This window comes from Paraburkholderia sp. MM5482-R2 (assembly GCF_050436125.1).
GTDB lineage: Bacteria > Pseudomonadota > Gammaproteobacteria > Burkholderiales > Burkholderiaceae > Paraburkholderia > Paraburkholderia tuberum.
This window is the reverse complement of the sequence record NZ_JBNDLP010000002.1, coordinates 3532117-3557941: the sequence shown is the minus strand read 5'-3', so window position 1 is coordinate 3557941 and position 25825 is coordinate 3532117. Positions and strand designations below refer to the sequence as shown.

The 25825-nt window shown below is 62.5% G+C and carries 25 protein-coding genes, 2 tRNA genes and 2 pseudogenes; 18 read left to right on the top strand and 11 right to left on the bottom strand.

The window, feature by feature from the left end:
• Positions 1–137 precede the first annotated feature (137 nt).
• The 5 genes from gsiB (at position 138) to OKW37_RS19230 (ending at position 5592) form a co-directional block, all read left to right on the top strand.
• A complete protein-coding gene (gene gsiB / locus OKW37_RS19250) occupies positions 138–1700 on the top strand; it encodes a glutathione ABC transporter substrate-binding protein GsiB (RefSeq protein WP_090801538.1) in 1563 nt (520 codons plus the stop codon).
• Positions 1701–1816: 116 nt separating this feature from the next.
• Complete coding sequence (gsiC, locus tag OKW37_RS19245) at positions 1817–2737, top strand: glutathione ABC transporter permease GsiC (protein WP_090801536.1); 921 nt, start codon at positions 1817–1819, stop codon at positions 2735–2737.
• 7 nt (positions 2738–2744) lie between these two features.
• A complete protein-coding gene (gsiD, locus tag OKW37_RS19240; RefSeq protein ID WP_090801535.1) occupies positions 2745–3650 on the top strand; it encodes a glutathione ABC transporter permease GsiD in 906 nt (301 codons plus the stop codon).
• Complete coding sequence (locus OKW37_RS19235) at positions 3647–4762, top strand: P1 family peptidase (protein WP_429404688.1); 1116 nt, start codon at positions 3647–3649, stop codon at positions 4760–4762. Before gsiD ends, OKW37_RS19235 begins: the two co-directional genes overlap by 4 nt.
• The gene (locus tag OKW37_RS19230; RefSeq protein ID WP_429404690.1) at positions 4759–5592 is read left to right on the top strand and encodes a M55 family metallopeptidase; all 834 of its coding nucleotides are present in this window, start codon (positions 4759–4761) and stop codon (positions 5590–5592) included. Before OKW37_RS19235 ends, OKW37_RS19230 begins: the two co-directional genes overlap by 4 nt.
• Before the next feature lie 24 nt (positions 5593–5616).
• Here OKW37_RS19230 and OKW37_RS19225 read toward each other — a convergent pair whose 3' ends face one another.
• Positions 5617–6513 carry an alpha/beta fold hydrolase gene (locus OKW37_RS19225; RefSeq protein WP_429404692.1) on the bottom strand — a complete coding sequence of 299 codons (897 nt, stop codon included), beginning with the start codon at positions 6511–6513 and terminating at the stop codon, positions 5617–5619.
• Between the two features lie 180 nt (positions 6514–6693).
• On the opposite strand from OKW37_RS19225, the gene OKW37_RS19220 reads away from it, so the two are divergent.
• Positions 6694–6891 carry a hypothetical protein gene (locus OKW37_RS19220; RefSeq protein ID WP_184058628.1) on the top strand — a complete coding sequence of 66 codons (198 nt, stop codon included), beginning with the start codon at positions 6694–6696 and terminating at the stop codon, positions 6889–6891.
• Positions 6892–7187: 296 nt separating this feature from the next.
• Positions 7188–8453 (top strand): glycosyltransferase family 87 protein, encoded by a 1266-nt coding sequence (locus tag OKW37_RS19215; protein ID WP_429404694.1) that lies wholly within the window; start codon positions 7188–7190, stop codon positions 8451–8453.
• Between the two features lie 113 nt (positions 8454–8566).
• Here OKW37_RS19215 and OKW37_RS19210 read toward each other — a convergent pair whose 3' ends face one another.
• Positions 8567–8845, bottom strand: coding sequence for a hypothetical protein (locus OKW37_RS19210; RefSeq protein ID WP_429404696.1), 279 nt, complete (start codon positions 8843–8845; stop codon positions 8567–8569).
• Between OKW37_RS19210 and OKW37_RS19205 the strand changes: the two genes are divergently transcribed.
• From OKW37_RS19205 to catB, 4 genes are all read left to right on the top strand, one after another.
• A complete protein-coding gene (locus tag OKW37_RS19205; protein WP_429404698.1) occupies positions 8819–9502 on the top strand; it encodes an IS4 family transposase in 684 nt (227 codons plus the stop codon). The two genes, OKW37_RS19210 and OKW37_RS19205, sit on opposite strands and share 27 nt — an antisense overlap.
• 869 nt (positions 9503–10371) lie before the next feature.
• Positions 10372–11619, top strand: coding sequence for a hypothetical protein (locus OKW37_RS19200; protein ID WP_184058133.1), 1248 nt, complete (start codon positions 10372–10374; stop codon positions 11617–11619).
• Between the two features lie 486 nt (positions 11620–12105).
• Positions 12106–12657, top strand: a complete 552-nt coding sequence (locus OKW37_RS19195; protein ID WP_090801523.1) for a GNAT family N-acetyltransferase — start codon at positions 12106–12108, stop codon at positions 12655–12657.
• 246 nt (positions 12658–12903) lie between these two features.
• Positions 12904–13545 (top strand): type B chloramphenicol O-acetyltransferase, encoded by a 642-nt coding sequence (gene catB / locus OKW37_RS19190; protein ID WP_429404701.1) that lies wholly within the window; start codon positions 12904–12906, stop codon positions 13543–13545.
• A gap of 97 nt (positions 13546–13642) precedes the next feature.
• Here the strand turns inward: catB and OKW37_RS19185 are convergent, their stop codons facing one another.
• The 3 genes and pseudogenes from OKW37_RS19185 to OKW37_RS19175 form a co-directional block, all read right to left on the bottom strand.
• A complete protein-coding gene (locus OKW37_RS19185) occupies positions 13643–14176 on the bottom strand; it encodes a GNAT family N-acetyltransferase (protein ID WP_429404703.1) in 534 nt (177 codons plus the stop codon).
• 115 nt (positions 14177–14291) lie between these two features.
• Positions 14292–14874 (bottom strand): annotated as a pseudogene (locus tag OKW37_RS19180) (tyrosine-type recombinase/integrase); the annotation flags it as partial.
• 144 nt (positions 14875–15018) lie between these two features.
• On the bottom strand, positions 15019–15873 hold the full coding sequence (locus OKW37_RS19175; RefSeq protein WP_090801516.1) for a PA4780 family RIO1-like protein kinase: 855 nt from the start codon (positions 15871–15873) through the stop codon (positions 15019–15021).
• A 632-nt stretch (positions 15874–16505) separates the two neighbouring features.
• Here OKW37_RS19175 and OKW37_RS19170 point away from each other — a divergent pair.
• The 3 genes from OKW37_RS19170 to OKW37_RS19160 are packed head-to-tail and all read left to right on the top strand — an operon-like array spanning position 16506 to position 17708.
• Positions 16506–16889 carry a hypothetical protein gene (locus OKW37_RS19170; RefSeq protein WP_429404705.1) on the top strand — a complete coding sequence of 128 codons (384 nt, stop codon included), beginning with the start codon at positions 16506–16508 and terminating at the stop codon, positions 16887–16889.
• Positions 16889–17281: a hypothetical protein gene (locus OKW37_RS19165; RefSeq protein ID WP_260321044.1), complete on the top strand. Its 393-nt coding sequence runs from the start codon at positions 16889–16891 to the stop codon at positions 17279–17281. The genes OKW37_RS19170 and OKW37_RS19165 overlap by 1 nt, the downstream gene beginning before the upstream one ends.
• A 10-nt stretch (positions 17282–17291) precedes the next feature.
• Positions 17292–17708, top strand: coding sequence for a DUF4279 domain-containing protein (locus tag OKW37_RS19160; RefSeq protein ID WP_090801512.1), 417 nt, complete (start codon positions 17292–17294; stop codon positions 17706–17708).
• A 294-nt stretch (positions 17709–18002) separates the two neighbouring features.
• On the opposite strand, the pseudogene OKW37_RS19155 reads toward OKW37_RS19160, so the two are convergent.
• From OKW37_RS19155 to hemN, 3 genes and pseudogenes are all read right to left on the bottom strand, one after another.
• Positions 18003–18323, bottom strand: a pseudogene (locus tag OKW37_RS19155) (Arm DNA-binding domain-containing protein); the annotation flags it as partial.
• Between the two features lie 201 nt (positions 18324–18524).
• Positions 18525–18609: transfer RNA gene (locus tag OKW37_RS19150), tRNA-Leu, on the bottom strand.
• Positions 18610–18732: 123 nt separating this feature from the next.
• A complete protein-coding gene (gene hemN / locus OKW37_RS19145; RefSeq protein ID WP_184058125.1) occupies positions 18733–20118 on the bottom strand; it encodes an oxygen-independent coproporphyrinogen III oxidase in 1386 nt (461 codons plus the stop codon).
• A 178-nt stretch (positions 20119–20296) separates the two neighbouring features.
• On the opposite strand from hemN, the gene OKW37_RS19140 reads away from it, so the two are divergent.
• From OKW37_RS19140 to OKW37_RS19130, 3 genes are all read left to right on the top strand, one after another.
• Positions 20297–20599 carry a YkgJ family cysteine cluster protein gene (locus OKW37_RS19140; protein WP_429404707.1) on the top strand — a complete coding sequence of 101 codons (303 nt, stop codon included), beginning with the start codon at positions 20297–20299 and terminating at the stop codon, positions 20597–20599.
• A gap of 84 nt (positions 20600–20683) precedes the next feature.
• Positions 20684–21277 carry a DUF1439 domain-containing protein gene (locus tag OKW37_RS19135; RefSeq protein WP_184058121.1) on the top strand — a complete coding sequence of 198 codons (594 nt, stop codon included), beginning with the start codon at positions 20684–20686 and terminating at the stop codon, positions 21275–21277.
• Between the two features lie 90 nt (positions 21278–21367).
• Entirely contained in the window at positions 21368–22204 is an 837-nt protein-coding gene (locus tag OKW37_RS19130; RefSeq protein WP_184058119.1) for an undecaprenyl-diphosphate phosphatase, read from the top strand.
• A 71-nt stretch (positions 22205–22275) separates the two neighbouring features.
• Here the strand turns inward: OKW37_RS19130 and trmB are convergent, their stop codons facing one another.
• Complete coding sequence (gene trmB / locus OKW37_RS19125; RefSeq protein WP_429404710.1) at positions 22276–23082, bottom strand: tRNA (guanosine(46)-N7)-methyltransferase TrmB; 807 nt, start codon at positions 23080–23082, stop codon at positions 22276–22278.
• 126 nt (positions 23083–23208) lie between these two features.
• Positions 23209–23282: transfer RNA gene (locus tag OKW37_RS19120), tRNA-Gly, on the bottom strand.
• A gap of 224 nt (positions 23283–23506) precedes the next feature.
• On the opposite strand from OKW37_RS19120, the gene OKW37_RS19115 reads away from it, so the two are divergent.
• Positions 23507–25090 (top strand): methyl-accepting chemotaxis protein, encoded by a 1584-nt coding sequence (locus OKW37_RS19115; protein ID WP_429404712.1) that lies wholly within the window; start codon positions 23507–23509, stop codon positions 25088–25090.
• 58 nt (positions 25091–25148) lie between these two features.
• On the opposite strand, the gene OKW37_RS19110 is transcribed toward OKW37_RS19115, so the two are convergent.
• Positions 25149–25712 (bottom strand): YggT family protein, encoded by a 564-nt coding sequence (locus tag OKW37_RS19110; RefSeq protein ID WP_429404714.1) that lies wholly within the window; start codon positions 25710–25712, stop codon positions 25149–25151.
• Positions 25713–25825 lie beyond the last annotated feature (113 nt).

Below are 25825 nucleotides of genomic sequence, written 5' to 3'. Positions count from 1 at the left end.
CATTGAAGCGGAAGACCTGCAGCGCGAGACCCGAGGCATCAGCAATCGAAGCAACAGCAAGAGAAACATCAGCAATTGAAGCCACGCCAACCATAACGGCCCTGTCACATCCTTAACTCGCAGCCTGGAGCAATCTCATGAACCTGCTGTTCCCGTCCTCTCCGTTTCGTTTGCGCGCGCTCGTCAGCGGCGGCGCGGTGGTGTTCGCGACGCTCGCGGGCAATCTGGCGCACGCCGAAACGACGGCCGTGATGGCCGTCGCGTCGACCTTCACGTCGCTCGATCCGTACGACGCGAACGACACGCTGTCGCAGGCGGTCGCGAAATCGTTCTATCAGGGGCTGTTCGGCTTCGACAAGGACATGAAGCTCGTCAACGTGCTCGCCGACAGCTATGAGGCGAGCCCCGACGCGCGCGTCTATACGATCAAGCTGCGCCATGGCGTGAAGTTCCAGGACGGCACCGACTTCAATGCGGCCGCCGTGAAGGCGAACTTCGACCGCGTGACCGATCCGGCCAACAAGCTGAAGCGCTACAACATGTTCAGCCGCATCGAGAAAACGGAAGTGGTCGATCCGTACACGGTGCGCGTCACGCTGAAAACGCCGTTCTCGGCGTTCATCAACGTGCTCGCGCATCCGTCTGCGGTGATGATCTCGCCGGACGCGCTGAAGAAGTACGGCAAGGACATCGCGTTTCATCCGGTTGGCACAGGCCCGTTCGAACTCGTGAAGTGGGACCCGGCCGGCGACCTGACCGTGAAGAAGTTCGCCGGCTACTGGAAGAAGGGTTATCCGAAGATCGATGCGATCGACTGGAAGCCGGTCGTCGACAACAACACGCGTGCCGCGCTGATCCGCACCGGCGAAGCGGACTTCGCGTTCCAGGTGCCGTTCGAGCAGGCCGCGCAACTGCAGTCGAGCCCGAAGGTCGATCTGATCGCGGCGCCGTCGATCATCGAGCGCTACATCAGCATGAACATGAACCAGAAGCCGTTCGACAACCCGAAGGTGCGTGAGGCGCTGAATTACGCGGTCAACAAGGAAGCGCTGACGAAGGTCGCGTTCGCCGGTTACGCGACGCCGGCCGACGGCGTCGTGCCGCAGGGCGTCGACTATGCGGTCAAGCTCGGACCCTGGCCGTACGATCCCGCGAAGGCGCGCGAACTGCTGAAGGAAGCGGGCTATCCGAACGGCTTCGAAACGACGCTGTGGTCCGCGTATAACTACTCGACCGCGCAGAAGGTGATCCAGTTCGTGCAGCAGCAGCTCGCGCAGGTCGGCATCAAGGCGAGCGTCGAGGCGCTCGAAGCGGGTCAGCGCGTCGCCAAGGTCGAAAGCGCGCAGGACCCGGCGACCGCGCCGGTGCGGATGTACTACGCGGGCTGGTCGTCGTCGACCGGCGAGGCGGACTGGGCGATCAGCCCGCTGCTCGCGGGCTACTCGATTCCGCCGAAGATGGTCAACACGTCGTACTACAAGAACGACGCGGTCGACAACGATCTGAAGCAGGCGCTCGAAACGACCGACCGCACGCAGAAGGCCGCGCTCTACACCGATGCGCAGAAGCGCATCTGGGCCGACGCGCCGTGGATCTTCCTCGTCAAGGAGAAGGTCGTGTATGCGCGCAGCAAGCGTCTGTCGGGCGCTTACGTCGCGCCGGACGGCTCGTTCAACTTCGACGAGATCGCGATCAAGTGATGAGCTGACGAGGCGGCATGCGCAGGCGGCGGTTCACCCAGCCCGCCGCCGCACACGAGTCCTCGTTGCCCGCCTGATTTGCCGCTCAATTGCCGCTCATTTGCCGGACTGGTTTCATGCTGAACTTCCTCGTCAAACGTCTGCTAGGCCTGCTGCCGACGCTCTTCATCGTCGCCGTGCTGGTGTTCCTGTTCGTGCATCTGCTGCCGGGCGATCCGGCGCGGCTCGCCGCCGGTCCCGAAGCGGACGAGGCGACCGTGGCCCTCGTGCGCTCCGACCTCGGGCTCGACAAGCCGCTGCCGCAGCAGTTCGTCCGTTTCTTCTGGCGGATGGCGCATGGCGACTTCGGCGTTTCGACGCGCAGCAAGCGGCCGGTGAGCCAGGAGATTGCGGAACGCTTCTTCCCGACGTTGTGGCTGACGATCGCGAGCATGGTGTGGGCGGTCGTGATCGGCATGGCAATCGGCATCGCCTCGGCGGTGTGGCGCAACCGCTGGCCGGACCGCCTGGGCATGACGCTCGCGGTGTCGGGCATTTCGTTTCCGGCGTTCGCGCTCGGCATGCTGCTGATGCAGATTTTCTCGGTGCAACTCGGCTGGCTGCCGATCGTCGGCGACGGTTCGTGGCGCAGCTACGTGCTGCCGTCGCTGACGCTCGGCGCGGCGGTCGCGGCCGTGATGGCGCGCTTCACGCGGGCCTCGTTCGTCGAGGTGCTGCACGAGGACTTCGTGCGCACCGCGCGCGCGAAGGGCGTGCCCGAGCGGCTCGTGATCATCAAGCACTGCCTGCGCAACGCGCTGATTCCCGTCGTCACGATGATGGGGTTGCAGTTCGGCTTTCTGCTCGGCGGCTCGATCGTCGTCGAAGTGGTGTTCAACTGGCCGGGCCTCGGCCGTTTGCTCGTCGATGCGGTGTCGATGCGCGACTATCCGATCATTCAGGCCGAGGTGCTGTTGTTCTCGCTCGAATTCATCATCATCAACCTGATCGTCGACGTGCTGTACGCGGTGATCAACCCGACCATCCGTTTCAAGTGAGGTCCGCATGAGCACCACTGCCACCGGGCCGAATGCGGCCACTCCCGCTGCCGTCGAACGCGCGATCCGCACACCGTGGAGCGAGTTCTGGCGCAAGTTTCGCAAGCAGCATGTCGCGCTGGCCGCCGGCGTGTTCGTGCTGCTGCTGATCGTGGTCGCGATCATCGCGCCGCATATCGTGCCGTACGACCCCGAGAACTTCTTCGACTACGACGCGCTGAACGCGGGGCCGTCGGCCGCGCACTGGTTCGGCGTCGATTCGCTGGGCCGCGATATCTTCAGCCGCATCCTCGTCGGCTCGCGCATTTCGCTCGAGGCAGGCTTTCTGTCCGTTGCGATCGGCGCGGTGATCGGCACGTTCTTCGGTCTGCTTGCCGGTTACTACGAGGGCTGGTGGGATCGCATCACGATGCGCGTGGCCGACGTGCTGTTCGCGTTCCCCGGCATTCTGCTCGCGATCGGCGTGGTCGCAATTCTCGGCAACGGCATGATCAACGTGATCTGCGCCGTGGCGATCTTCAGCATTCCGGCGTTCGCGCGGCTCGTGCGCGGCAATACGCTGATGCTCAAGCAGCTCACCTATGTCGAGGCGGCGCGCAGCATCGGCGCGTCGGACTGGACGATCATGGCGCGGCACATTCTGCCGGGCACGATTTCGTCGGTCGTCGTGTATCTGACGATGCGCATCGGCACGTCGATCATCACGGCGGCGAGCCTGTCGTTTCTCGGCTTGGGCGCGCAGCCGCCGACGCCCGAGTGGGGCGCGATGCTCAACGAAGCTCGCGCCGATATGGTGACCGCGCCGCATATCGCGCTGTTTCCGAGCCTCGCTATCTTCCTGACCGTGCTCGCGTTCAATCTGCTCGGCGACGGTCTGCGCGATGCGCTCGATCCGAAGCTGGATCGGCCATGAGCATGAGCAACCATCATTCGGCTGAGCGCGCGCCGCATCTCGGCACGTTGCCGGCCGGAGCGCTCGGCACGATCGCCGACGTGGACGGCGTCAGCGTCGGTCATTGCACGCTTGCCGAAGGCGCGCTGCAAACCGGCGTGACCGTGATCCGGCCGCATCGCGGCGATCCGTTCGTCGACAAGGTGCCGGCCGCCGCGTCGGTGATCAACGGCTTCGGCAAGAGCGTCGGGCTCGTGCAGCTCGACGAACTCGGCACGCTGGAGACGCCGATCGCGCTGACCAACACCTTCGGCGTCGGTACGGTCGCGCAGGCGCAGATCCGCGCGGCGATTCGCGCGAATCCGCGCATCGGCCGCGAATGGTCGACGCTCAATCCGCTCGTGTTCGAATGCAACGACGGCTACCTGAACGACATTCAGGCGCTTGCCGTGACCGAACAGCATTTCAACGAAGCATTCGACGCGGCAAGCGCCGATGTCGCGAGCGGTGCGCTCGGCGCGGGGCGCGGCATGTCGTGTTTCGATCTGAAGGGCGGCATCGGCACTGCGTCGCGCGTGTTCAGTGCGGCGGGCCGCGACTACACCGTTGGCGCGCTCGTGCTTGCCAACTTCGGCCGTCTGCCGATGCTGACGATCGACGGCACGCCGCTCGGCCGCATGCTGGCCGAACGCGCGGTCGTCGCTGAGGCGGCGAATGCTGCCAGTGCCGCTGCTAATGCGACCCCCGACCAACCCGAGCAAGGCTCGATCATCATGATCGTCGCGACCGATGCGCCGCTCGACGCGCGCCAGCTGAAACGCCTGTCGTTGCGCGCGGCGGCCGGTCTCGCGCGCACCGGCTCGGTGTACGGCCACGGCAGCGGCGATATCGCGCTGGCGTTTTCGACCGCGTACACGGTGCCGCACGGCGCGGACTTCGTCGCGCTGCCGCCGCTGGTCGCGGATCACTGTATGGACCCGCTGTTTCGCGCCTGCGCCGATAGCGTCGAGCAGGCGATCGTCGATGCATTGTGGAGTGCCGAGTCGGTCACCGGTCGCGACGGTCATCGGCGGCTGTCGCTGCGCGACAGCGTGCCGGACCTTGCCCACCTGCTGAGGAATTCCGCGCGATGAAAGTCCTGATCTCCACCGACATCGAAGGCATCGCCGGCGTGTTCCATGCCGAGCAGACCCGCGCGGGCAACGGCGAATACGAAGCCGCGCGACGCTGGATGACGCTCGAAGCCAACGCGGCCGTCGAAGGCGCGTTCGCGGGCGGCGCGACCGACGTGTGGGTCAATGATTCGCACGGCGGCTTTCGCAACCTGCTGCCCGATCTGCTCGATCCGCGTGCCCAGCTCGTGCTCGGCAAGCCGCGCACGCTCGGCATGATGGCCGGGCTCGAATACGGTGCGGCGCTGGTCTTCATGCTCGGCTATCACGCGAAGGCGCAAGCGCGCGGCATCCTCGCGCACACGATCAACAGCTTCGCGTTCGCGCGCGTGGCGTTCAACGGCGTGGAGCTGGGCGAAGCGGGGCTGTACGGTGCGCTCGCCGAAGAATATGGCGCGCGTGTGGTGCTTTTATCGGGTGACGACGTGTTCGCCGAGGAAACCGCGCCGCGTTTTCCCGGCGCGCGTTTCGTCGTCACGAAGACCGCGACCGGGCAAGCAAGCGGCGTCACGCAGTCGCCCGCGAGCGTGCGCGAGGCGCTGCGGGCCGCCGCGCGCGACGTGCTCCGTCAGCATGTCGAAGCGGGCCGCGCGCCTGCCGCGACGCGCGCGGAGCCGCGAACGATCGACTGCGAACTGCGCGTGCAAACGAGCGGGCTCGCCGATCTGTTCTGCCAATGGCCGACGCTTACGCGCGTCGATGGCGTGACGTTGCGCTTCAGTGCGGCGTCGGCCGAGCATGCGGTGCGGATGCTGAACTGTCTGTCGGCGATGTCGTTCATGTTGCGCTGAGCCGCGCGGCGTCGAGCCGCCGGCCTACTGCTGCTGCCGGTTCAACTCGCGCGCCGCGTGATCGATCGCCTCCGCCACCGCCCCGGCGTGCGACACCGGCGCGAGATGGCTCGACGCGACCGGCACCACCTTCGCGCCGATGCGCGCGGCGATCATTCTCTGCAGATCGGGCGACACCGCGTGGTCTTTCGTCGTCAGCACGTACCACGACGGTTTGTCCTTCCAGCCGACCTGATCGACCGGTTCGTCGAATGCGCTCGCGGCGATCGGCACCTGCGCGGCGGCGAGCACGCGTGCGACGATCTCGGGCACGTCGGCGGCGAGATCGGCGTGATAGCGCGCGCGGTCGATCCACAAAAACCCGTTCGCGTCCTTGCTGATGCTCTGGCCGGCCGGCATCGGCCCGCCGGCCTTCATCACGTCCATCGCCGATTCGTGCAGTTGCGGCGCAAGCGCGGCGACATACACGAGCCCGGCGACGTTCGGCGCGTTCGCGGCGACCTCGGTGATCACGACGCCGCCCCACGAGTGCCCGACCAGCAGCACCGGACCGTTCTCGCGATCGAGCACGCGGCGGGTCGCGGCGACGTCGTCGGCGAGCGAGGTCAGCGGGTTCTGCACCGAGCTCACGTGATAACCCTTTTGCTGCAGCTTCGCGACCACGCCGTTCCAGCTCGATCCGTCGACGAACGCGCCATGCACGAGCACGATGTTGCGCACCGGGCCGCCGAGCGCGGCGGCAGGCGGCTTGCTGGCAGTAGCGGGGGCAGGCGCTGGCGCTGGCTGGCCGCTTGCCTGCGACGCGGCGGCGTCATCGGCCGTTTGCTGGGCGGCGGGCACCGTCTGCGCGAGCGCGGACGTACTGACGCCCGCGAAACAGAGGCACAACACGGCGGCGCAAAGCAGACGTTTGGGCAACATATTGAAGCTCCGCGGCGTGAAGAGTGGACTTCGGCAACATACCCGGGCGCCATCCCCGTGACAATCACAATCCGCGCGCTTGAGTGCGGCGCAGAACGAAGCGGGCGGCTCCGAATGTCAGAGGAATATCGGTCGGGGTAAAATTAGCGGTTTTGCCAGACCGGACCGTACGGTCCAGCCGTGCAATCTGCCACAGCGCTGCCTTCGACAGCGTTCCACGCCCAGCGGCGACACGCGGCGAACACAGGGGCGCTGACGCCGGGCTGGTCGGTCTCGGTGTGGCTGGTGCCGGCATGGCTCGTACTGATGTGGGGCGGCTACATGATCAAGCGACGCCGCGAGGTTGCGCGCGCTGGCATGGGGGCCGCGAGCCGATAAGCGCCGATCGGCGCGACGCGTGGCATTCCGCCGCGAACGCCGCGATTCGCCGCCAACGAACGATCTTCGCGCGCCGAAGTTCCCGACATAGGTCGGTCTCGTGTGGGCGAGCGCACAGATCGATTTTTGCGAATCGGTAATCTCTGTCCGGTCGTCCGGCACGAAGCCGGGATGGCTGGCCATGCCGGCCATCCCCGGACCGTACCGGCGACATGGTCTGCTGGTACGCCCCCGCTAGCGCGGGTCTCAAGGGCGCAGCAACTCCCACGTTGATTGACGTACCGCGGAGAGACACCATGTTCAACGCAGGCGCCGTACGGACCAGGTCGAACTTCGGCGCGGGTGCCGCGCTCCTTTTGCTGATTGCGGCAGCCTGCCTCGCGCTGCGTATCCTTCACGTCGTCGCCAAGTTTCGTGGCAACGTCCCTGACGCCTTCGGCGATTTCAATTTCTACCTGTACGCCTTCAACGTCGTGCTGCATGACCCGGCGCGCCTGTACGACCACGACGCGCTCATCGCGTTTTTGCAGGGCATCGGCGCGCGCTCGACGGGCGACGACATCTTCTACGCCTACCCGCCGCAGTTCGCGCTGGTGTTTGCGCCGCTCGCGCTGCTGACGCCGCTCGCCGCGAAAATCGTCTGGGTGAGTGCGTCGATCGTGTTGTTCTCGGTGGCTTTGTATCTCGTCGTCACGATGGCGTACCGCGGCACGGAGCGCAGCGTGAATCTGCTGCTGGTGGCGGTCGCGCTGCTGAGCTTTCCGCTCGTCGAAGATACCTACGACGGCCAATCGAACGAACTGCTGTTTTTCCTGTTGATTGCGACTTTCGCGCTGATCGAGCGTGGCAAAGGTTATGCCGCTGGACTCTTTCTTGGCTTTGCGATCACGATCAAGCTCACGCCCCTGGCCGTCGCCGGCCTGCTGTTGCTGCGTCGCGAATGGCGGACGTTCGTGATGGCGAGCGTCGTTGCGATTGCGTTGACGTTGATCACCGGAGCGCGCCTCGGCTTCGACGTTTTGTGGCACTACTTCGTGTCGGACATGCCGCGCCTGAACGGCATGGCACTGGCGATGAGCGGTGGCGGCGCGCCGATGAACAATGCCGTGAGGGGCGCGCTGCAGACGCTATCGGCGACGATCGGCATGCCGGTGTCCGGTACGTTGCTGTCGATTGCTTCGCATGCGTTGGTGCTGGCTGCTTGCCTGCTGTCCGCGTATCTGGTGTTTCGCCGCCATCGGGACAGCCGCATCGACTACGCGCTCGCTTCGATGACGATGCTCTTGGCTTATCCGATCCTCGAGCCGATCCACATGGTGCTCGCGTTGATCCCGTTGCTGATTTTGCTGGGGACCGCCTTCGAAGCGCGCGGCGGGCAGTTGTCGGCACTCGGTCCGAGACTGGAGATGCTGCTGGCCGCGATCGTCGTAGTCTTGCTGTTCTTTGCGGCGCGATTCGTGTCGTACACAGTCGCGGCGCTGATCGTTTACGGGCTCTGTGTCGCAAGGTACTTTCCACCGTCGGGAGTGAGGCGGCGAGGGCGTGCTTACCAGCCTGGATGAATGATCCCGGTGTGGCTAAAGGGTTTTTGATGGGAGATGCGACTGGCGATGTCTTCCGGACGATTGGGAATCGGGAAGATTGTTTGAGCAGGGCCGGAATGAAAAACCCCCTGCTATCGCTTTGCTTGAGCGGGTTTGAGGAATTTTGCCGGTACGGATACCACCAAAAATACCACCGGGCGTGCGTATTTGCCGGAATGAGCGAGCGAAAACTTGTCGGCGAACCGGGCATATTGCAGTCGGCCGAGTTCGACCCACAACCGACGTTCGCCGGTACAGCGCGCCGGCGGCAGCTTTAAAAACTGTATCGGCCATTCGGTCGTTCCTTCGGGATCTGCAAAGGCGCGTATCCGCAGATCCGCTTTGTGGCGCTGGCCGAATGTGCGACGCACGCGCTGTGTGAGGTCCAGATGGGCGGGGTGCGCGAGAACAGCGAACAGGCGCTCACGCGGCAGCTGTTTCCGGCGTTCTCGAGCGAGATGCTGGTGCTGGCCGATCGCCTGTTCTATGGGTATGACATGTGGCGCGACGCGGTGGCCACGGGAGCGAAGCTGCTGTGGCGGGTGAAGTCGAATGTGCGACTGCGGTGCGAGGTGCCGCTGGTAGACGGTTCGTACCTGAGTACCGTATATGCCAGCGACACCGACCGGCGACACCAGCGCAACGGCATGCAGGTGCGGGTCATCGAGTACCGCCTGGAAGGTGTGCCTGACGCCGAGCCGCAGTATTGTCTGGTCACCAATCTGCTGGACCCGGTAGTAGGACCTGCCGTCGAACTGGCGGCGCTGTATCACCGGCGCTGGAAAATAGAAGAAATGTTCGATGAGATCAAGACGCATCTGTGTGATGGGAAGAAGGTGCTGCGCAGCAAGACGCCTGATCTGGTACGTCAGGAGTTCTATGCGTTAATGCTCGCGCATGCGGCGATCCGCCGCCTGATGTACGAGGCTGCCCAGGACAGCGGGCAGCGACCTGAAGACCTGTCGTTTGTCCATGCCCTGCGTGTGCTAAACCGACGCCTGCCTGAGGCGGCGGCAATTTCCCCCTGAGCAGTGGCAAAGCTGGAAACAGAGTCTGCTGCGCGAACTCGCCAGCGGGCCCGTGGTGCAAAGCCGCGGCAAACGTAATCCCCGCGGTGTGAAGCGAAAGATGTCGAATTTCCGGATACGCAGACGATCGGAGCCGCTGAATCAGCGAATTTCACCGAAGGTGATCATCAAGTGAACAGTATTGGGCCTTGAGCGCGAACCGGCCGTGCGCCGATTCGGTGGACTCCGTGTGTTCGCTGGGGTAGCGGCGATTGCGGCAAGGACAGTCGCGAATGCACCGGCCCGCAAAGTGGTCATTCTGGAATCAACCATCCGGTTTCTTCAGTTGAATAGGCGAGAGTGAACGGCCTTACGCGAATGGGTCTGCGATCGCGGCGTCCGCTGCGGCGCCAATGACTCTCGCGGGCACGGTGGCCGATGCGTGAATGGGCGCACAGGCGGGTGGTTTCTCATGGAGCCCTGCGCAGCATGCACATCGATTGTCGATCGTTGTTGACCTTGTCAATCGCGGCGGCAGGACATACGCTTATCGCTAGTATGAAGAAGAGACGAATGAGAACGTCTTACGAGCGATGGCAGCAGGGAAAGGTTGACGTCTGACGCGGCATCCTGCGCAATTCCAGGTGCGCCGAAAAACAAAAATAAATGTAGAGAATCCCGTTCTCTCCTCGCGCAATGGCGCGACAAAGTACCAACCGAAAGAAAAATAATAATCTGCTCAGCTCGGCATCCCGTATCGAAAGCGCAATCGCGTGAGGGCACGATGAGTAAAAACTCATTTGAGAATCGGAACGAGACTTCACGCTAAGAGCCGAGGAAGCGGACGGAACCTTGATCGGCTGATTCAACACTCTACTATTTCCCGCACCATGAGCGTACCTGACTATTGGCAACACCTGAAATGGACGAACGGCTGGGACAAGCAACAACCCACGGTCGTTGCGATCTCGGAACGCAAGGATGACAGCGGATCGCGAAAGATCAAGAACGGCACCAAGCACCGTCGTGCGAAGCCCCTGTCAGAAGTGGAATTGATAGCGGCGGTCGCTGATCGAGGGTCGTATGACACGGCGTTCCTCGATCCCGGCAGCGACCTGTTCCGCCGGATCGCTGAGTATCTGTGCGCCAACGCCGCTGCGCGGACCCTCGCACCGCCACAGGGGGAGCGCACACGCATGGTTCGGGCCCAGAACAAGATCGACGAGCTGATCCAAAAACCCGCTCTGTCGGACAATGAAAAGCTTGTGCTCAAAACCAACCTGAATACGCTGCGAGAAGACCCCTCATTCATCAAGGCCAACTATGGCACGTATTACACGAAGTACGGCATCCCGCAGAGTAAGCAGGCGCCACCAAAATCCGGCAACGTCGAGATTACCAAAATCCGGGTGATCCGCCATCAGGCACTGTGGGATCAATACGAGGCGGCGGCGGCGCGCATCAGGGACGACATCGCCAAAACACAGGATATCTACGACAAGGTCAACGCCGAAGCGGTAGAACTCAGGATGGGCACCTACATAACCCCGCCTCGGGCGCTCTCGACCGGCGGCAAGGTATTCGGACGTAGCGCGGTCAAATTTACCACGCAGTCAGACGAAGGGATCAGCGCTTCATCGACCGAACGGCTGCCCGTGCTGGACCGCAGCATCGGAGAGGTGCTGTTGATGCACGGAACGCTGCCCAACGTCATCAAGATCATTGTCGATAAAGGATTCGATCCTAACTTCAACAAGGGAGCACCATCGGGGAACGTCACGAAGTACGGCGCGCTGGGGCAGGGTACCTATTTCGGCGACTCGTTTGCGAAGGTGCAGACCTATACCGGCTGCCCAATCTGCAATGCGTTGAAATGCGATTGCACCGACCAGGACGATAAACCGGTGGACCGGATGCTGATTCTCGCGCGATGTCTACTGGGAATTCCTACGAAGGCCCGCACGCATGACAGCCACCGCACACAAGACACCTCCACGGTCAAGGCGGGCAAACATTCGGTGATCGGGCAGGAAAGGGGCTTCACCAAGAGCTGGACCTTCTTTGGCAGCAATGAGTTCATGCTGAAACAGGCCGATCAGATGTACCCGGAATTCGTGGTTTACTGGCATCGGGTTTAGATCGGCCTAGACCCCTCAAGCCGTGCACGCTTACGTAGTTCAGTACGCACAGTTAGACTGGGTGGGCCTGCTGGCTTTGTAGCCTTAGGCGAGGTCGTTATTAAAACGGTGGCTCCAGCGTCGAACCCTGCGGTATTGATAACGGTCGCAGGGACAGGGGTAATGGTTCCGTCAATGTCGCATAAGGCCGGGTGCTCAAGGAGCGGGACCGCGACGCGAGGGTCCGTTGTCTGATGTGGTTCGGTCATCCGAATGTCCGCGCGAGTATGTTGGTCAGCGGCCGCTTGTGGCCGAACCTTGCCAATCGTTGTGCGATCGACAAGTGTCGTGTCATGACCGGCAGCACGCGACCCGTAAGCGACAGAGGTAAATCGCGAGAGTAGCCGCACAAAGGCTGTGCTGCCACGCGGTTCGACGCGTGCGGTTGTTGGCTCTCGGCCCACATGTTCTAATTGGGCCATCTATTTCTGGTGCCCCGGCCCCGTCATGCCATTATTCGAGCCCGTCACGCTGACTACCCCACGCCTCGTTCTGCGGCCGCTTCGTCATGAAGACGCGCAACCACTGTTCGCGATCTGGTCGGACGCGGATGCGATGCGCTATTTTTCGTTTCCGGCGATGACTTCCCTGGATCAGGCAACGGATCGAGTCGCACGTAAATTGAAGACGTCAGCTGGCGGCCAGGACTTCATCTGTGCAGTCGAGTTGCAGACAACCGGCGAAGTGCTCGGTGATTGCGCTCTCTTTCATGCAGACGAGCAATGCCGACGCGCGGAGATAGGCTTTGGTCTGCAACGCAAGCATTGGGGAAACGGATATATGAGTGAGGCGGTTTCCGCGCTGATCGAGCACGCGTTCGGCACGCTGAATTTACGCCGGATTGAGGCGGATATCGACCCACGAAATGTAGCCTCGGCGCTTCTTCTCGAACGGCTCGGATTTGTCCGCGAAGGGTTGTTGCGTGATCGCTGGATAGTTGGCGATGAGGTGTCGGATAGCGCGCTGTACGGGCTGCTCGAAAGTGATCGTCGGGCGTAGATGGCCACTCGCTGACGCCAGGATGTGAACTTGACGCTGCGTCGTGAGCGACCGGAATTCTCTCTGATTGTCGCGAATTTACGCGGCGGCGTCGACTGACCGGAGTTGGCTAAAACCGGCGAAACTGGTCCCGACCGTCATTGATGAAAGATTCTGCCGCACGGCTCAGGTTTGCCGCTACCGGATTTCCTCGTAACCTGCGTGCTCGAACGATAAACGCACCCCAGACTACAGCGTGGTCCCTTGATGAAGAATTACTTCGACAGCCCCTTCAATGGAAAGCCGCTTTCAGGGCAGGTCACCAATCCCAACATCATCGTGGGGCGTTACAGCTACTACTCTGGCTACTATCACGGACACTCCTTTGATGACTGTGCACGCTACCTGTTGCCAGACCGCACAGGTGTCGACCGGCTGATCATCGGTAGCTTCTGCTCTATCGGAAGTGGTGCGACGTTCATGATGGCGGGCAACCAGGGGCACCGGAACGATTGGGTAACCACATTTCCCTTCTTCTACATGACGGAAGAACCGGCGTTTGCTGACGCCTGCGATGCATTCGAACCCGCCGGCGATACGGTTGTCGGGAATGACGTCTGGATCGGTTCCGAAGCGATGATCATGCCAGGTGTTCACATCGGTCACGGTGCCGTGATCGGGAGTTGCGCCGTTGTCACGAAGGACGTTGAACCCTATACGATCATCGGTGGGAATCCGGCAAAGCCGATCCGAAAGCGCTTTTCGGACGATGAGATCGGGATGCTCCTTGAGATGAACTGGTGGGACTGGCCGCTGGACGAGATCGGCAAGTCGATGAAGTTGCTCTGTGCCACGGATATCGCAGCATTGTATGAACGCTGGAGCAGCTCATCGTTATCGGGTCGCTAATACTCGCGTCGACCGACACGCACGCAGTTGACGATCTGCGCGTTGACCTTGACTGACCGATCTTGGCCGACGGAAGCCAGTCCACAGGCAGAATCGCCTATACCTCGCTTGTGACTGGCTGGCGAGGAATTCTGTAAACCACAGACTTGTACTTTGGCGTCGCGCGGCTTTCCACAATGACGCCGCCTAGCGATTCGGCGATGCGCCGGCTGGGACGGTTCTCTTCGGCAACCGGATAGGTAAAGCTTTCACAACCAATGGTTCGCGTTGCCCAGTGTGCAACAAGGGTCACAGCCTCACAACCAAACCCATTTCGATGACGATCTTCACGAATCCAGATACCGAGTTCCGGGCTCTCGGTGCGTACGCGGTGAAGCCCGGCTAACCCAAGGAAACTCCCGTCGGCGCGTTGACGTATCGCGAACACATAGTCTGACCCATCGTCAATCGACGGTACCCAGGACCGCCAAACACCATCAAAATCCTGCCGGGATGCTGGCGGCTCCCACGCCATGTGACGGGTGAGCGAAGGGGTGATGAACGAGAACGCAGCATCCGCGTCGTTGGCCGAGAACGGTTTGATCAAGAGCCGGGTTGATTCAATTTGGATTTCTGTCGGCCGCAGCATCATCTCAAGTCTTCCGTCGAGGTTTGTCTATATTCACCGATTGTCGACGAATCAGAAACGTGTGTCGAATGTCTCATCCTGACCGGACAGCGTCCGATTGCTGTCCGGCGATCACCACTCAGTCTTCCGTCTGTTCGGCCATCTCAAGCGCGTCGTCAACCTCGATGCCAAGATATCTGAGGGTACTTTCAAGCTTCGTATGACCAAGCAAAAGCTGTACGGCTCTGAGATTCTTCGTACGGCGATAGATCAACGAGACCTTCGTCCGACGCATCGTGTGCGTGCCATAGGCGGAATCGTCGAGCCCGATCGATTTTATCCAGCGATGGACGATCCGTGCGTACTGACGGGTCGAAAGATGGGGCGACGCGTGTATTCGCCCCGGGACCAGGAAATCTGAAGGACACAGAGCTGCTGCCTTGATCCAGCTTTCCACGCTATCTCGCGTTTGCTCGGTGATCTCGAATTGCACCGGCCGCTGCGTTTTCTGTTGCATAACGGTCGCCCGGGGCGCTACGTGTGCCCAGACAGACATCGCGGACTCGAAGTTTTGTCAGGTCGCACGCTCGAAGTTTGCTGTCGATCGCCAGATTGAACATCGCCAGATCACGGGTTTTCGCCCCCAATTGCAGGCGAATCCGAATGGCCCAAATCTCCTTGAGCTTCAGCGGCGACTTCTGCCCGGTTAGCTTGTCATTGTTTCACGGGACGCGCGGCACGTTGCCGATGATAATAATCGCGTCCATTTCGACTCTTCTTTCAAGTGAAGAGAAAATCAGTCTGCGCCAACCTCGATGAGCGATACCCGACCCGCAAGGGTCGTTCAATTTTCTCCATAACGGTTATCAGTTCGCGCTCAGTTCCTGCTGTCGCCGAACTCGCGCGTCTTCGTCAAGACGTGTCTCTTCGAGTTCCTGCAGCACGCTATCGAGGTCGACAGGTCGCGTGTCGAGCTCGATGCGGCCGGTCAGTTTGACCTCGACATGCAGCTCGCCTGCTTCGAACAGCGCCCAGATCTCCGTTCCGTAATCCGCGCCGAGAATTTGCGGTGCAAACCGTCCGAAGTACGCAGCGAGGTTGTCGACGTCACGCTTGAGCATCGAGGCGGCTTCGTTGTTGGCGGCGGCGTCGATGGCCTGAGGCAGATCGATGATCACCGGTCCATCAGCCGCCAGCAGGATGTTGTATTCGGACAGGTCGCCGTGAATCACACCCGCGCAGAGCATGCGGACAACCTGGTTGAGCAGCAGGGCGTGCAGTTCAAGGGCGCGCGCTTCAGTCAGATGGACGTCGTTGAGGCGTGGCGCGACGTCACCCGTTGCGTCGACCACCAGTTCCATCAGTAACACCCCATCGGTACAGATATAGGGTTGCGGCACTCGCACGCCCCCGTCGGCAAGTCGGAACAGTGCGTCGACTTCGGCGTTTTGCCACAACTCCTCCTGCATCTGGCGCCCATAGCGAGTACCTTTTTCCATCGCACGCGCCTGCCGGCTGTTCTTGACCTTGCGGCCGTCCCGATACGATGCGGCTTGCCGGAAACTGCGCTGCTTCGCGTCCTTGTAGACCTTTGCACACCGCATCGAGTCGCCGCTGCGTACGACGTAGACGGTTGCTTCCTTGCCGCTCATCAACTGGCCGATCACTTCGTCGATGAGTCCTTCGTCAAGAAGCGGTGCAAGCCGTTTGGGTATTTTCATACGACCGACCAGTGCGGCTCGTGGCGCGTGCGTTCGAAATGCGTGGAAGGCGAATGGGTCGCTGAGGTGTGCGGAATCGGCGAACCGATGAATCGCGTGGGCGGTTCCGCTCGTCGGGTTGCTGCATGGGGAGTGGAGGGAGTCATGCCGGATTATAAAGGGAGCGAGGGGGAGGCGACTCAAATCAAATTTCCTGGCGACTGCGCAGATGCATTGTCGCCGCTCCTGGCCGCTGGCTACTTGCCACGACGGGCAGCGCCCGACCCACAACGCGCATTCGACTTTCTCCAAAGCGACAACGGTTGCGCAGGTGTCGATTTTTGGTCTCGTCGAGGATGCGCTCGCGGACGTACGCGCCGTATTGGCGCGAACAGCGGCTTCGGGCGAATAGATCTGCTGCGCGAGTCCCGCCAACGGCTGGAAAGGTCATAGACCAGCGGTACGGTCGCTGCCCGCGAGCGTCCGCGCTACGGGCGCGAAAAACCGCAATGTTCCTGCGGGCGCGTTTTTCCGTTTCATCGAGAGCCGTGGAGATTTTGGGCTGTCGCCCATGTACGGACTGCCTGTCGCACGGTAATTATCTGACTGCTGTCAACCCCGGCAGCGACTTCAGATAGACCATCGACACACCTATGTCCCTGTCCGTATTTGAAATGCACTCCGTGGAGCTGTTCTGCCAGCGGCCACCGGGTGCCTGTTATGTCATCTGCGACGAATGGCACTATAAAGCGTGCCTCGGCAAGGCCGCAGACCTTCAGAGGGCCAGTGCGGAGACGCGGGAATTTCTTGCTATCGCCGCACTGAATCGCAGGAAGTGGGAGGAGGACCGGAAGCTGGTCAGGAATCTCATTGGCCGCAGCTGGCTGTTTTTTCATAGGGTCCGGGACCGCGATCCTGACGCCGATGGCTGGTGGGTCATCGTTGCGCTTCTCGAAGAGGTTCGCCGGGGCAAACTGCTTGCCGTTAAGGTCCGCGTCACGGCCTGTTTCCGTCACCGTACAGCAGCACGCCGTTAATGAATCCCGTAGCGAAGGCCGGCAGTCAGCCGAACGGCGAACCCATTCTGTCTGTGCAGTACGATCCGGCCACCTGGCAAACCCAACTGAACGCTGCCCGCGCAGCCAGAGCTAGCGATAGAGGCGCATCAACGCTGCTCGGCGACGCGCAGCCGTTTGAGTATGTGCCTGACGCGTTGAGCGGCGATGTCGTTGAACTCGCCGCGAGCACGAACAACCCAAACTACGCGGCGAAGATGCTGGGGTATGACCGCAAGACGTTTGGGGCTATCTTGCACAGGTTCAAGCCAGGCAATGGCTTGGGGCCAGCCGATAACGTCATCTGGCATGACAACGGCGACGTGTACTTTAATGGTAACCACATCGGAAATTTTCATGACTGGGCAAACTGAGGCCGCTCCAATGGCAGATCACCAACTTGCGCACGCGACCTTTTACATATCCGGCGACTCATTGGAGCCAGCCTTTTGGACGGCGTATTTCGACATCAAGCCGGATACAGCGATTACCAAGGGACAGCCGTTCACCACACCGTCTGGGCGACCGAGCAGCGCGCCGGGCCGCGTTGGCCTTTGGGGCGTGCGCAGTGAGGGCGCAGTTCGTAGCGATTCACTTGAGCCGCATTTGCGTTACCTGATTGGGCGCCTGAATCTGCCGAGAGCGGAACTTGGCCAACTGCTCGCAGACAAGGGACTTCGGATGCGCTTCTTCTGTTACTGGTACAACGAGAGCGGCGACCGCGTGCCTGATGTGCCCGACGATATTCGCACCATGATGGAAGCCATGGGCGGCACGGTTGAGATTGATGAATATCGATAGAGCCTCGCTCGAATGCACAAGCCGATCCTCGCGAGTCGGCTTTTTTGTGCGAGCTTGTAAGGCACAGCGCGAGTGTTATGGGCCGCACTTCTGAATTAATCCTCTATGCCGCAAACATACACGGCCCACGCTTCCATCATCGGGCGGCGCTGTTCCAAATGGTTGTCCCGCTGAGGTAGTAAGGCGACCGTCCCGCCTTTGATCGGAATGACTTCGGCCCCGGCCTTGATCCGGTCAAGGTAATCGGCCCAGCGATATCGACCCGCTTTCAACGGACTGACCGCGCTCTTCCATCCAGGCGAGCGCAACGGCTTCGAATGAATTGGCAGCAGCAAGGCGGGCGGCGCGTTTCCCGGCCTTTTTAGCTTCCTCCGGATCAATGTTTGCTGCCAGTTTTTCGCGGGCGTAGTCCCGACGCTTGCGGGCATCGGCAAGCGGCACGTCTGGATAGACGCCAAGTGCGAGGCTCTTTTCCTTTCCGGCGAAACGGTACTTGAAAATCCATCGCTTGCTGCCCGTTGGCGTGACAAGCAGCAGCAGGCCGCCACCGTCGTACAGCTTCTGCTGTTTTTCACCCGGCTTCGTGTTACGGATCGTGGCATCCGTCAGCGCCATGTTTGCGTCTCCGGTTGTCGCGCCGCTGCTGGGGGCGTTTTCCATCCGACGGGCGCTTGAATCGTGGCAACCCCCCAAATGACCCCTTGGTGGGGGTTGTAATCGCTGGTGAACCCTTGGAGACTGCAGCAAACAAAAGCCCCGCTCAGCGCTAGCTGTCGGGGCTTCGTGGTGAACCGTTGAAACCGGTTGATGAGTGTTTGGTGCCCAGGGCCGGAATCGAACCGGCACGCCTTGCGGCGGGGGATTTTGAGTCCCCTGCGTCTACCAATTTCACCACCTGGGCAGATACTGCAGCGCGCGCATCGGGAGTTCAGCGCGCGAGGAAGACGCAGATTATGGCCGAAAATCGGTAGACGGGCAAGTCGATTGCCTTCACCCGCCACAGCGCGTTCGCGGCGAGCAGTGCTCAGACCGTGCGCGAGAATCGTGTGAGCGTCTGCTCGCCCAGATAGCGGTCAAATACCATCGCGAGATTGCGCACGAGCATGCGGCCGGCCATTCGCACTTCGAGCTTGCGTGCGCCGAGCGAGATCAGCCCGTCGTCCTCGAATGAACGCAGACGCGCGAGTTCCGGCGCGAACGTGTCGGCGAAGTGGATGCCGTACGCCGCTTCGAATTCGTCGAAGCGCAGTTCGAGGTTGCACATCAGCTGCGTGATCACGTCGCGCCGCAGACGGTCGTCGGCGGACAGGCGGATGCCGCGCGCGATCGCGAGCCGGCCCGCATCGATCGAGTCGGTGTAAGCGGGCAGCTCTCGCGCGTTCTGCGCGTACACGTCGCCGACCTTGCCGATCGACGAGGCGCCAAAACCGATCAGATCGCACTCGGCCCGCGTGCTATAGCCCTGGAAATTGCGATGCAGCGTGCGCTGCGCCTGCGCGCGAGCGAGCTCGTCAGTGGGCAGCGCGAAGTGATCCATGCCGATGTACACATAGCCCGCTTCAGTCAGCCGTTCGACGACCCGTTGCAGCAGAGCCAGCCGCTCCTCGCTCGACGGCAGCGTCGCGGGATCCATCTGGCGCTGCATCTTGAAGAGCTGCGGCATGTGCGCATACGCGAACACCGACAGCCGGTCCGGCGCCAGTTCGAGCATCGTGTCGAGCGTGCGGCTGAAGCTCACGACGGTTTGATGCGGCAGCCCGTAAATCAGATCGACGCCGATCGAATGAAAACCGTACGCGCGCGCCGCCTGCATCACCGATGCGGTCATCTCGAACGGCTGGATGCGATTGATCGCCTGCTGCACGCGCGGATCGAAGTCCTGCACGCCGAGGCTCAGCCGGTTGAAGCCGAGGCGGCGCAGAAGCGCGACCGTGTCGGGCGACGCCTCGCGCGGATCGACCTCGATCGAATATTCGGCTCGATCGTCGGGCAGAAGTTTGAAGTGCTCGCGCGTCGCGGCCATCAGCTCGGCCATCTCGTCATGCGACAAAAACGTCGGCGTGCCGCCGCCCCAATGCAATTGCGACACGGGCCGCTGTGTATCGAAACACGCCGCCTGCAAGCCGATTTCGCGTTTGAGCCGCTCAAGGTACGGCCGCGCATGCGCGCGATTTCTCGTCACGACCTTGTTGCAGCCGCAGTAGAAGCACACGGTGTCGCAAAATGGAATGTGGAAGTACAGAGACAGATCGGTCGACGCGGCACCCGGGTCGGCGGCGGCGCGGTGATAGTCGGCGGTGTCGAACGATTCGCGGAACTGCGGCGCGGTCGGATAGGACGTATACCGGGGACCGTTCGCGCTGTAGCGCGCGAGCAGGTCGGGGCGGAACAGGGTGTCGGTTTGGGACATGAGCAGTGTCGGACGGTGGGCGGCTCTCGCCGCGTGCCGCGTGTCATGGTCAGTCAGCAGCTTCGAGTTTACGTGCGTGCCCATGGGACCCGATTGTGTAAAGAGGTCGCACAGACAGGCAGTGGCACAATGCGGGTCTGGCAACACGTTGCCAAGGTGTGAGTTCAGGAAAGATGACGTGGATCAAAGGTTGAACAGTGCACGGGTGGACGCTCACGCGTGCCGTCCCGTTTGCGGCGCGTGCTGTATCGCGCCGTCGATTTCGAGCCCGATTCCGGGCATGCCGAACGGCAAGCCGGCGGGCGTGCGCTGCGTGCAACTCGGCGACGATCTGCGCTGCGCGATCTTCGGCCGGCCGGAGCGGCCCGCATGCTGCTCGGGTCTGCAGCCGCAACTCGAGATGTGCGGCGCGAATCGCGGCGAAGCGCTCGCGTGGCTCACGCTACTCGAGGCGCAAACACAACCGGCATCCCATCCATGACGCGCGGCATGCGGTAAACGCCGTCGCTGACCACACCCGTCAACGCAAGCCGATGTCCGCAAGGGCTTCCACAGGAGATTTCGCATGACTCGACCCGCAGCGCCGGCCCGGCGCCGCTTTCTGCGCGCTGCGCTGACCGGCTGCAGCGCGCTTGGCATCACTGTGTCGCTCGCGGCTTGCGCGAGCCCGACGTTTCCGTTCATGCCGTCGCACTACACGTTCTCGCAGAAGCAGGTGCAGGAGGCCGTGCAGCGCAAGTTCCCGTATCAGCGCACGGTGTCGCAGGTGTTCGATGTCGCGCTGAGCAATCCGGTGGTGGGCATGCTGCCCGATGCGAACCGCGTGCAGGTGAAGCTCGACGCGCGTTTCGCGAGTCCGTTCCTGCAGCAGCCGGTCGATGGCGTGTTCACGCTGTCGAGTGAACTTGCATACGACGCGGCGAGCCGTTCGGTGATCCTCAAGTCGCCGAGTGTCGACAACGTCAGCGTGAGCGGCGAGGCGCAGATGTACACGCAGCAGATCAACGCGGCCGCGGCGCTGCTCGCGACCCAATTGCTGACCAACTATCCGATCTACACGTTCAAGCCCGAGCAACTGCAATTTGCCGGCGTCAACTACGAACCCGGTACAATCACGATCCTTACAAACGGCATACGCGTGCAGATCGTCGAAAGATGACCGGCACGCGCGGCCACGTGGGCCGCGCATGCCAGTCATGACCGTGCGGGCCCATTTCGTTGCGACAACCTACCGCGATAAGGGGCACGGATGGACTGGTTACTGGCTTGCAAGGCGCTGATTCTCGGCGTGGTCGAGGGTTTGACGGAGTTCTTGCCGGTGTCGAGCACCGGGCATCTGATTGTCGTCGGCAGTCTGCTGGATTTCTCCGACGAGCACGCGAAGACCTTCGATGTCGTGATCCAGCTCGGCGCGATTCTCGCCGTGTGCTGGGAGTTTCGCCGCCGCATCGGCAACGTGATCGTGGGGCTGCCGAGCCGGCCCGAGGCGCGCCGCTTCGCGCTGAACGTGATCATTGCGACGATTCCGGCAGTCGTGCTCGGCCTGCTGTTCGAGAAGTCGATCAAGGAGGCGCTGTTTTCACCGGTGCCGGTCGCGTTTGCGCTGGTCGCGGGCGGCGTCGTGATCCTGTGGGCGGAGGCGCGTCAGCGCGCGCGCGGCGACGCGGCGGTGCGGGTGCGCAGCATCGACGATCTGAGCCCGCTCGATGCGTTGAAAGTCGGCCTCGCACAGTGCTTCGCGCTGATTCCGGGGACCTCGCGCTCGGGCTCGACGATCATCGGCGGCATGCTGTTCGGCATCGAGCGCCGCGCCGCGACCGAGTTTTCATTCTTTCTCGCGATTCCGATCATCTTCGGCGCGACGGCCTACGAGCTGTACAAGGACTGGCACCTGCTCACCACCGATGCGCTCGGCAGCTTCGCGCTCGGCTTCGCGGCCGCGTTCGTCAGTGCGTTCGTCTGCATCCGCTGGCTGCTGCGCTATGTCGCGTCGCACGACTTCACGGTGTTCGCGTGGTATCGGATCGGCTTTGGCCTGCTGATCCTGCTGATCGGTTATAGCGGCGGGTTGAGCTGGGCCGATTGAGATTTGCCGTGCAATGAAAAAAGGTCCGCGTATGTGCGGACCTTTTTTCGTTGGCTTGCCGTCTCGTCGCGTTACGCGGCGCCGCGCTTGCGGAACACGAGGTCCCACACGCCGTGGCCGAGCCGCAGGCCACGCCGTTCGAACTTCGTCACCGGACGATAGTCGGGCCGCGGCGCGTAGGTGTCGGCGGTGTTTTCGAGCAGCGGATCGGCGCCGAGCACTTCGAGCATCTGTTCGGCGTAGTTCTGCCAGTCGGTCGCGCAATGCAGATACGCATCCGGCTTCAGACGCGACACGAGCAGCGCGACGAACTTCGGCTGGATCAGCCGGCGCTTGTGATGGCGCGCCTTGTGCCACGGGTCGGGGAAAAAGATGTGCACGCCGTCGAGGCTGTCGGGCGCGATCATGTGCTCGAGCACTTCGACCGCGTCGTGCTGGATGATGCGGATGTTCGTCAGCGACTGCTCGCCGATCAGCTTCAGCAACGCGCCGACGCCGGGCTCGTGGACTTCGACGCCCAGGAAGTCGTCGGAGGGACGGTGCGCGGCGATCTCCGCGGTGGTGGCGCCCATGCCGAAGCCGATCTCCAGCACGCGCGGTGCTTCGCGGCCGAACACGCCGGTCCAGTCGGGTGGTTGTGGTGCATAGGGCACGACGAAGCGCGGGCCGAACTCATCGAGCGCGCGGCGCTGGCCGGTCGACACGCGACCCGCGCGCGTGACGAAGCTGCGGATGCGGCGGTGATGAAGCGTGTCTACCGGCGTTGCACCCGGCGTGCCGTCGACGTCGTTCGTCTCGTTGCCGGCGGACTGGTCGGTTGCGCTCGTGGGGGGCGGGGCGTCGTCCGGGAGACCGGAGTCGTTTGGATCGTGGATCATCGTCGATGCTGCTGCAAGGGTGAGGGCTGCGCGGCTTGCGCGCTGTGCCGGGCCGTTGCCACTACAAAAAAGCCGCCTTCAGGGAGGCGGCTCTTGCTGGATTCCGCTGAACACTCAGCGGGAAAGTGGAGCGGGCGATGGGAATCGAACCCACGGCTCTAGCTTGGGAAGCTAGGGTATTACCATTATACGACGCCCGCAAAACTCGCGATTTTACAGGCTTTTGGGCCGTTTGGGCAGGGGTATGGCTCGCGCGCACGAGCAGCCGACCCGTCTTTTCGCTTCTGCGGTTCGAACGGCGCGAGCCTTCAGACTTTGTCTGCGCCTGCCGTTAATCCGAATACTGCCCAACACCGTGCGCTTGCGCACCCACAAGCCGGCACGAACCCGGCGCTTCCCATCCCGATCAAGAGATTTTCCCAAGATGCAGTGGCTTTCCAATCTGAAACTGAGCCAGAAGCTTGTCGGCTCGTTGATGCTGTGCGCGTTCGTGACGGCCATCGTCGGCACGGTCGGTGTGCTGAAGGTGCGCGAAGTCGCGACGATGCAAACCGAAATGTACGACCGCGAATTCGTGCCTGTGCGCGACGACGGCACCGCCGCGTGGCAGGCCGCTTCGCACTTCCGGCGCCTCTATTCGTACATCCTGAATCCGGAGCCGGCAGGCCGCGCCGATACGGTGCGCCTGAATCACGGCGGTGAAGCGGCGATCCTGTCGGCATTCGACTACGAGCGCAAGCACGCGACCACCGACGCGCAGAAGCAATTGCTGAGCGACTTCGACGCCGCCTATCCGGCCTATATGAGTTCGGTCGCGAAGGTGATGGCGCTGGCCGATCAGGGCGATCAGAGCGGCGCGCTCGCCGAGCTCAAATCGACCACCGACCCGCTGCACGTCCAGCTGCGCACGCTGATGATCAAGCTGTCCGACGTGCGGGATGAGTTGGCCAGGCAGCGTGTCGCGAACGGCGTCGAGATGGTTCGCTCGGTGACGTGGTGGATCGCGAGCTGCGCGGTCGTCGGCGTCGCGGTTGCGATCGGCCTGGGGCTGCTGGTGACGCGCGCGGTCGTGCGGCAGATCGGCGGCGAACCGGCCGAAGTCGCGAAGGTGGTCGAGCAGATCGCGGGCGGCGACTTGAGCCGGCGACTGCACACCGGCGCCGCCGACGACGGCAGCATCTTGCGCGCGGTCGCGCACATGCAGGAGCGTCTCGCGGCGACGATCGGTTCGATTCGCGAAAGCGCCGAGTCGGTCAGCATCGCTTCGCAGCAGATCGCGAGCGGCAACATCGATCTGTCCGCTCGCACCGAAGAGCAGGCCGCTTCGCTCGAACAGACCGCGGCGAGCATGTCGGAATTGACGCAGACCGTCACTCGCAACAGTGACAACGCGCGCAACGCGAGCGCGCTCGCGACTGAGGCTGCACAGGTCGCCAACACCGGCAACACTGCCGTCGAGGGCATGGTGCGCACCATCGGTGATATCAGCGGCAGTTCGACGAAAATCTCGGAGATCACCGGCGTGATCGAGGGCATCGCGTTCCAAACCAATATTCTCGCGTTGAACGCGGCGGTCGAGGCCGCGCGCGCGGGCGAGCAGGGGCGCGGTTTCGCGGTGGTCGCGAGCGAGGTGCGCAACCTCGCGCAGCGCTCGGCGAGCGCGGCCAAGGAGATCAAGGAGATGATCACGACGTCGGTCGCGATCATCGAAGGCGGCACGCAGCAGGCAGCCGAAGTCAGCACGACGATGGCGGATATCAAGGCCGCGATTCATCGCGTGTCGGATATCGTCAGCGAGATCGCAACGGCCTCCGAAGAGCAGAACCGCAGCATTCACCAGGTCGGCCAGGCCGTCACGCAGATGGACGAGACCACGCAGCGGAACGCGGCGCTCGTCGAACAGGCCGCGGCGGCCGCGCAATCGCTCGAGACGCAGGCGCGCAAGATGAAGCAGACGGTGTCGGTGTTCCGGACGGGGGAGAGCCGCGGTTTCGCGGCACCCGTGTAGAAGCCGCGCCGACTCAAGCGGCCGCCGCGCGTCAGCCCAACTTTCCCGCGCAACCAGCTCAGATCACAAAATAAGTCAGCTGAACCGCCGCGCGCGTGACGACCATCTGCAGCACCTGCACGATCACGAACAGCAGGATCGGCGACAGATCGATACCGCCGAATTTCGGCAGCACGCGACGCAACGGATTCAGAAACGGCGCGGTCAGCTGATACAGAATCGGCATCGCGGGCGAACGCGGATTGAGCCACGACAGCAGCGCCATCAGGATCGTCATCCAGATGATCAGATTGAGCGCCCACTTGATCGCGGTGAGCACCGCGACGATCAGCATTGTCGGCACGAGCGTCAGCGGATCCGCGCCCGTCAGCACGATCATCAGGACGACGTAGATGATCGCGGCGATCAGCGTCGCGACCACGCTCGCCCAGTCGATGTTGCGCGTGCTCGGCAGGATGTGCCGTAGCGGCAGCACGATCCAGTTGGTCGCCTGCAGCACGGCGTTCGAGACCGGGTTGTACGGCGGCAGGCGCACAACCTGCAGCCACGCGCGCAACAGCAGCGCGGCGCCAAACAGCGTGAAAACGGTATTGAGCAGAAAACGGGCGATATCGCCAAACATCTCGTGTCCTTATGCTTCTGATGACGGCCGCCGACCGGCCGCGGGCTGCCGGCGTCGCCCGATCGGTGCGTGCCGGCGGTTTTCTGGATTTACCCGGTTAGCCAACCGGAGGT

Excerpts from the sequence above, each read along its gene's own strand:
- gsiB (WP_090801538.1), top strand. The coding sequence starts at position 138 with ATGAACCTGCTGTTCCCGTCCTCTCCGTTTCGTTTGCGCGCGCTCGTC.
- gsiC (WP_090801536.1), top strand. The coding sequence starts at position 1,817 with ATGCTGAACTTCCTCGTCAAACGTCTGCTAGGCCTGCTGCCGACGCTC.
- gsiD (WP_090801535.1), top strand. The coding sequence starts at position 2,745 with ATGAGCACCACTGCCACCGGGCCGAATGCGGCCACTCCCGCTGCCGTC.
- OKW37_RS19235 (WP_429404688.1), top strand. The coding sequence starts at position 3,647 with ATGAGCATGAGCAACCATCATTCGGCTGAGCGCGCGCCGCATCTCGGC.
- OKW37_RS19230 (WP_429404690.1), top strand. The coding sequence starts at position 4,759 with ATGAAAGTCCTGATCTCCACCGACATCGAAGGCATCGCCGGCGTGTTC.
- OKW37_RS19225 (WP_429404692.1), bottom strand. The coding sequence starts at position 6,513 with ATGTTGCCCAAACGTCTGCTTTGCGCCGCCGTGTTGTGCCTCTGTTTC.
- OKW37_RS19215 (WP_429404694.1), top strand. The coding sequence starts at position 7,188 with ATGTTCAACGCAGGCGCCGTACGGACCAGGTCGAACTTCGGCGCGGGT.
- OKW37_RS19200 (WP_184058133.1), top strand. The coding sequence starts at position 10,372 with ATGAGCGTACCTGACTATTGGCAACACCTGAAATGGACGAACGGCTGG.
- OKW37_RS19195 (WP_090801523.1), top strand. The coding sequence starts at position 12,106 with ATGCCATTATTCGAGCCCGTCACGCTGACTACCCCACGCCTCGTTCTG.
- catB (WP_429404701.1), top strand. The coding sequence starts at position 12,904 with ATGAAGAATTACTTCGACAGCCCCTTCAATGGAAAGCCGCTTTCAGGG.
- OKW37_RS19185 (WP_429404703.1), bottom strand. The coding sequence starts at position 14,176 with ATGATGCTGCGGCCGACAGAAATCCAAATTGAATCAACCCGGCTCTTG.
- OKW37_RS19175 (WP_090801516.1), bottom strand. The coding sequence starts at position 15,873 with ATGAAAATACCCAAACGGCTTGCACCGCTTCTTGACGAAGGACTCATC.
- OKW37_RS19170 (WP_429404705.1), top strand. The coding sequence starts at position 16,506 with ATGTCCCTGTCCGTATTTGAAATGCACTCCGTGGAGCTGTTCTGCCAG.
- OKW37_RS19165 (WP_260321044.1), top strand. The coding sequence starts at position 16,889 with ATGAATCCCGTAGCGAAGGCCGGCAGTCAGCCGAACGGCGAACCCATT.
- OKW37_RS19160 (WP_090801512.1), top strand. The coding sequence starts at position 17,292 with ATGGCAGATCACCAACTTGCGCACGCGACCTTTTACATATCCGGCGAC.
- hemN (WP_184058125.1), bottom strand. The coding sequence starts at position 20,118 with ATGTCCCAAACCGACACCCTGTTCCGCCCCGACCTGCTCGCGCGCTAC.
- OKW37_RS19135 (WP_184058121.1), top strand. The coding sequence starts at position 20,684 with ATGACTCGACCCGCAGCGCCGGCCCGGCGCCGCTTTCTGCGCGCTGCG.
- OKW37_RS19130 (WP_184058119.1), top strand. The coding sequence starts at position 21,368 with ATGGACTGGTTACTGGCTTGCAAGGCGCTGATTCTCGGCGTGGTCGAG.
- trmB (WP_429404710.1), bottom strand. The coding sequence starts at position 23,082 with ATGATCCACGATCCAAACGACTCCGGTCTCCCGGACGACGCCCCGCCC.
- OKW37_RS19115 (WP_429404712.1), top strand. The coding sequence starts at position 23,507 with ATGCAGTGGCTTTCCAATCTGAAACTGAGCCAGAAGCTTGTCGGCTCG.
- OKW37_RS19110 (WP_429404714.1), bottom strand. The coding sequence starts at position 25,712 with ATGTTTGGCGATATCGCCCGTTTTCTGCTCAATACCGTTTTCACGCTG.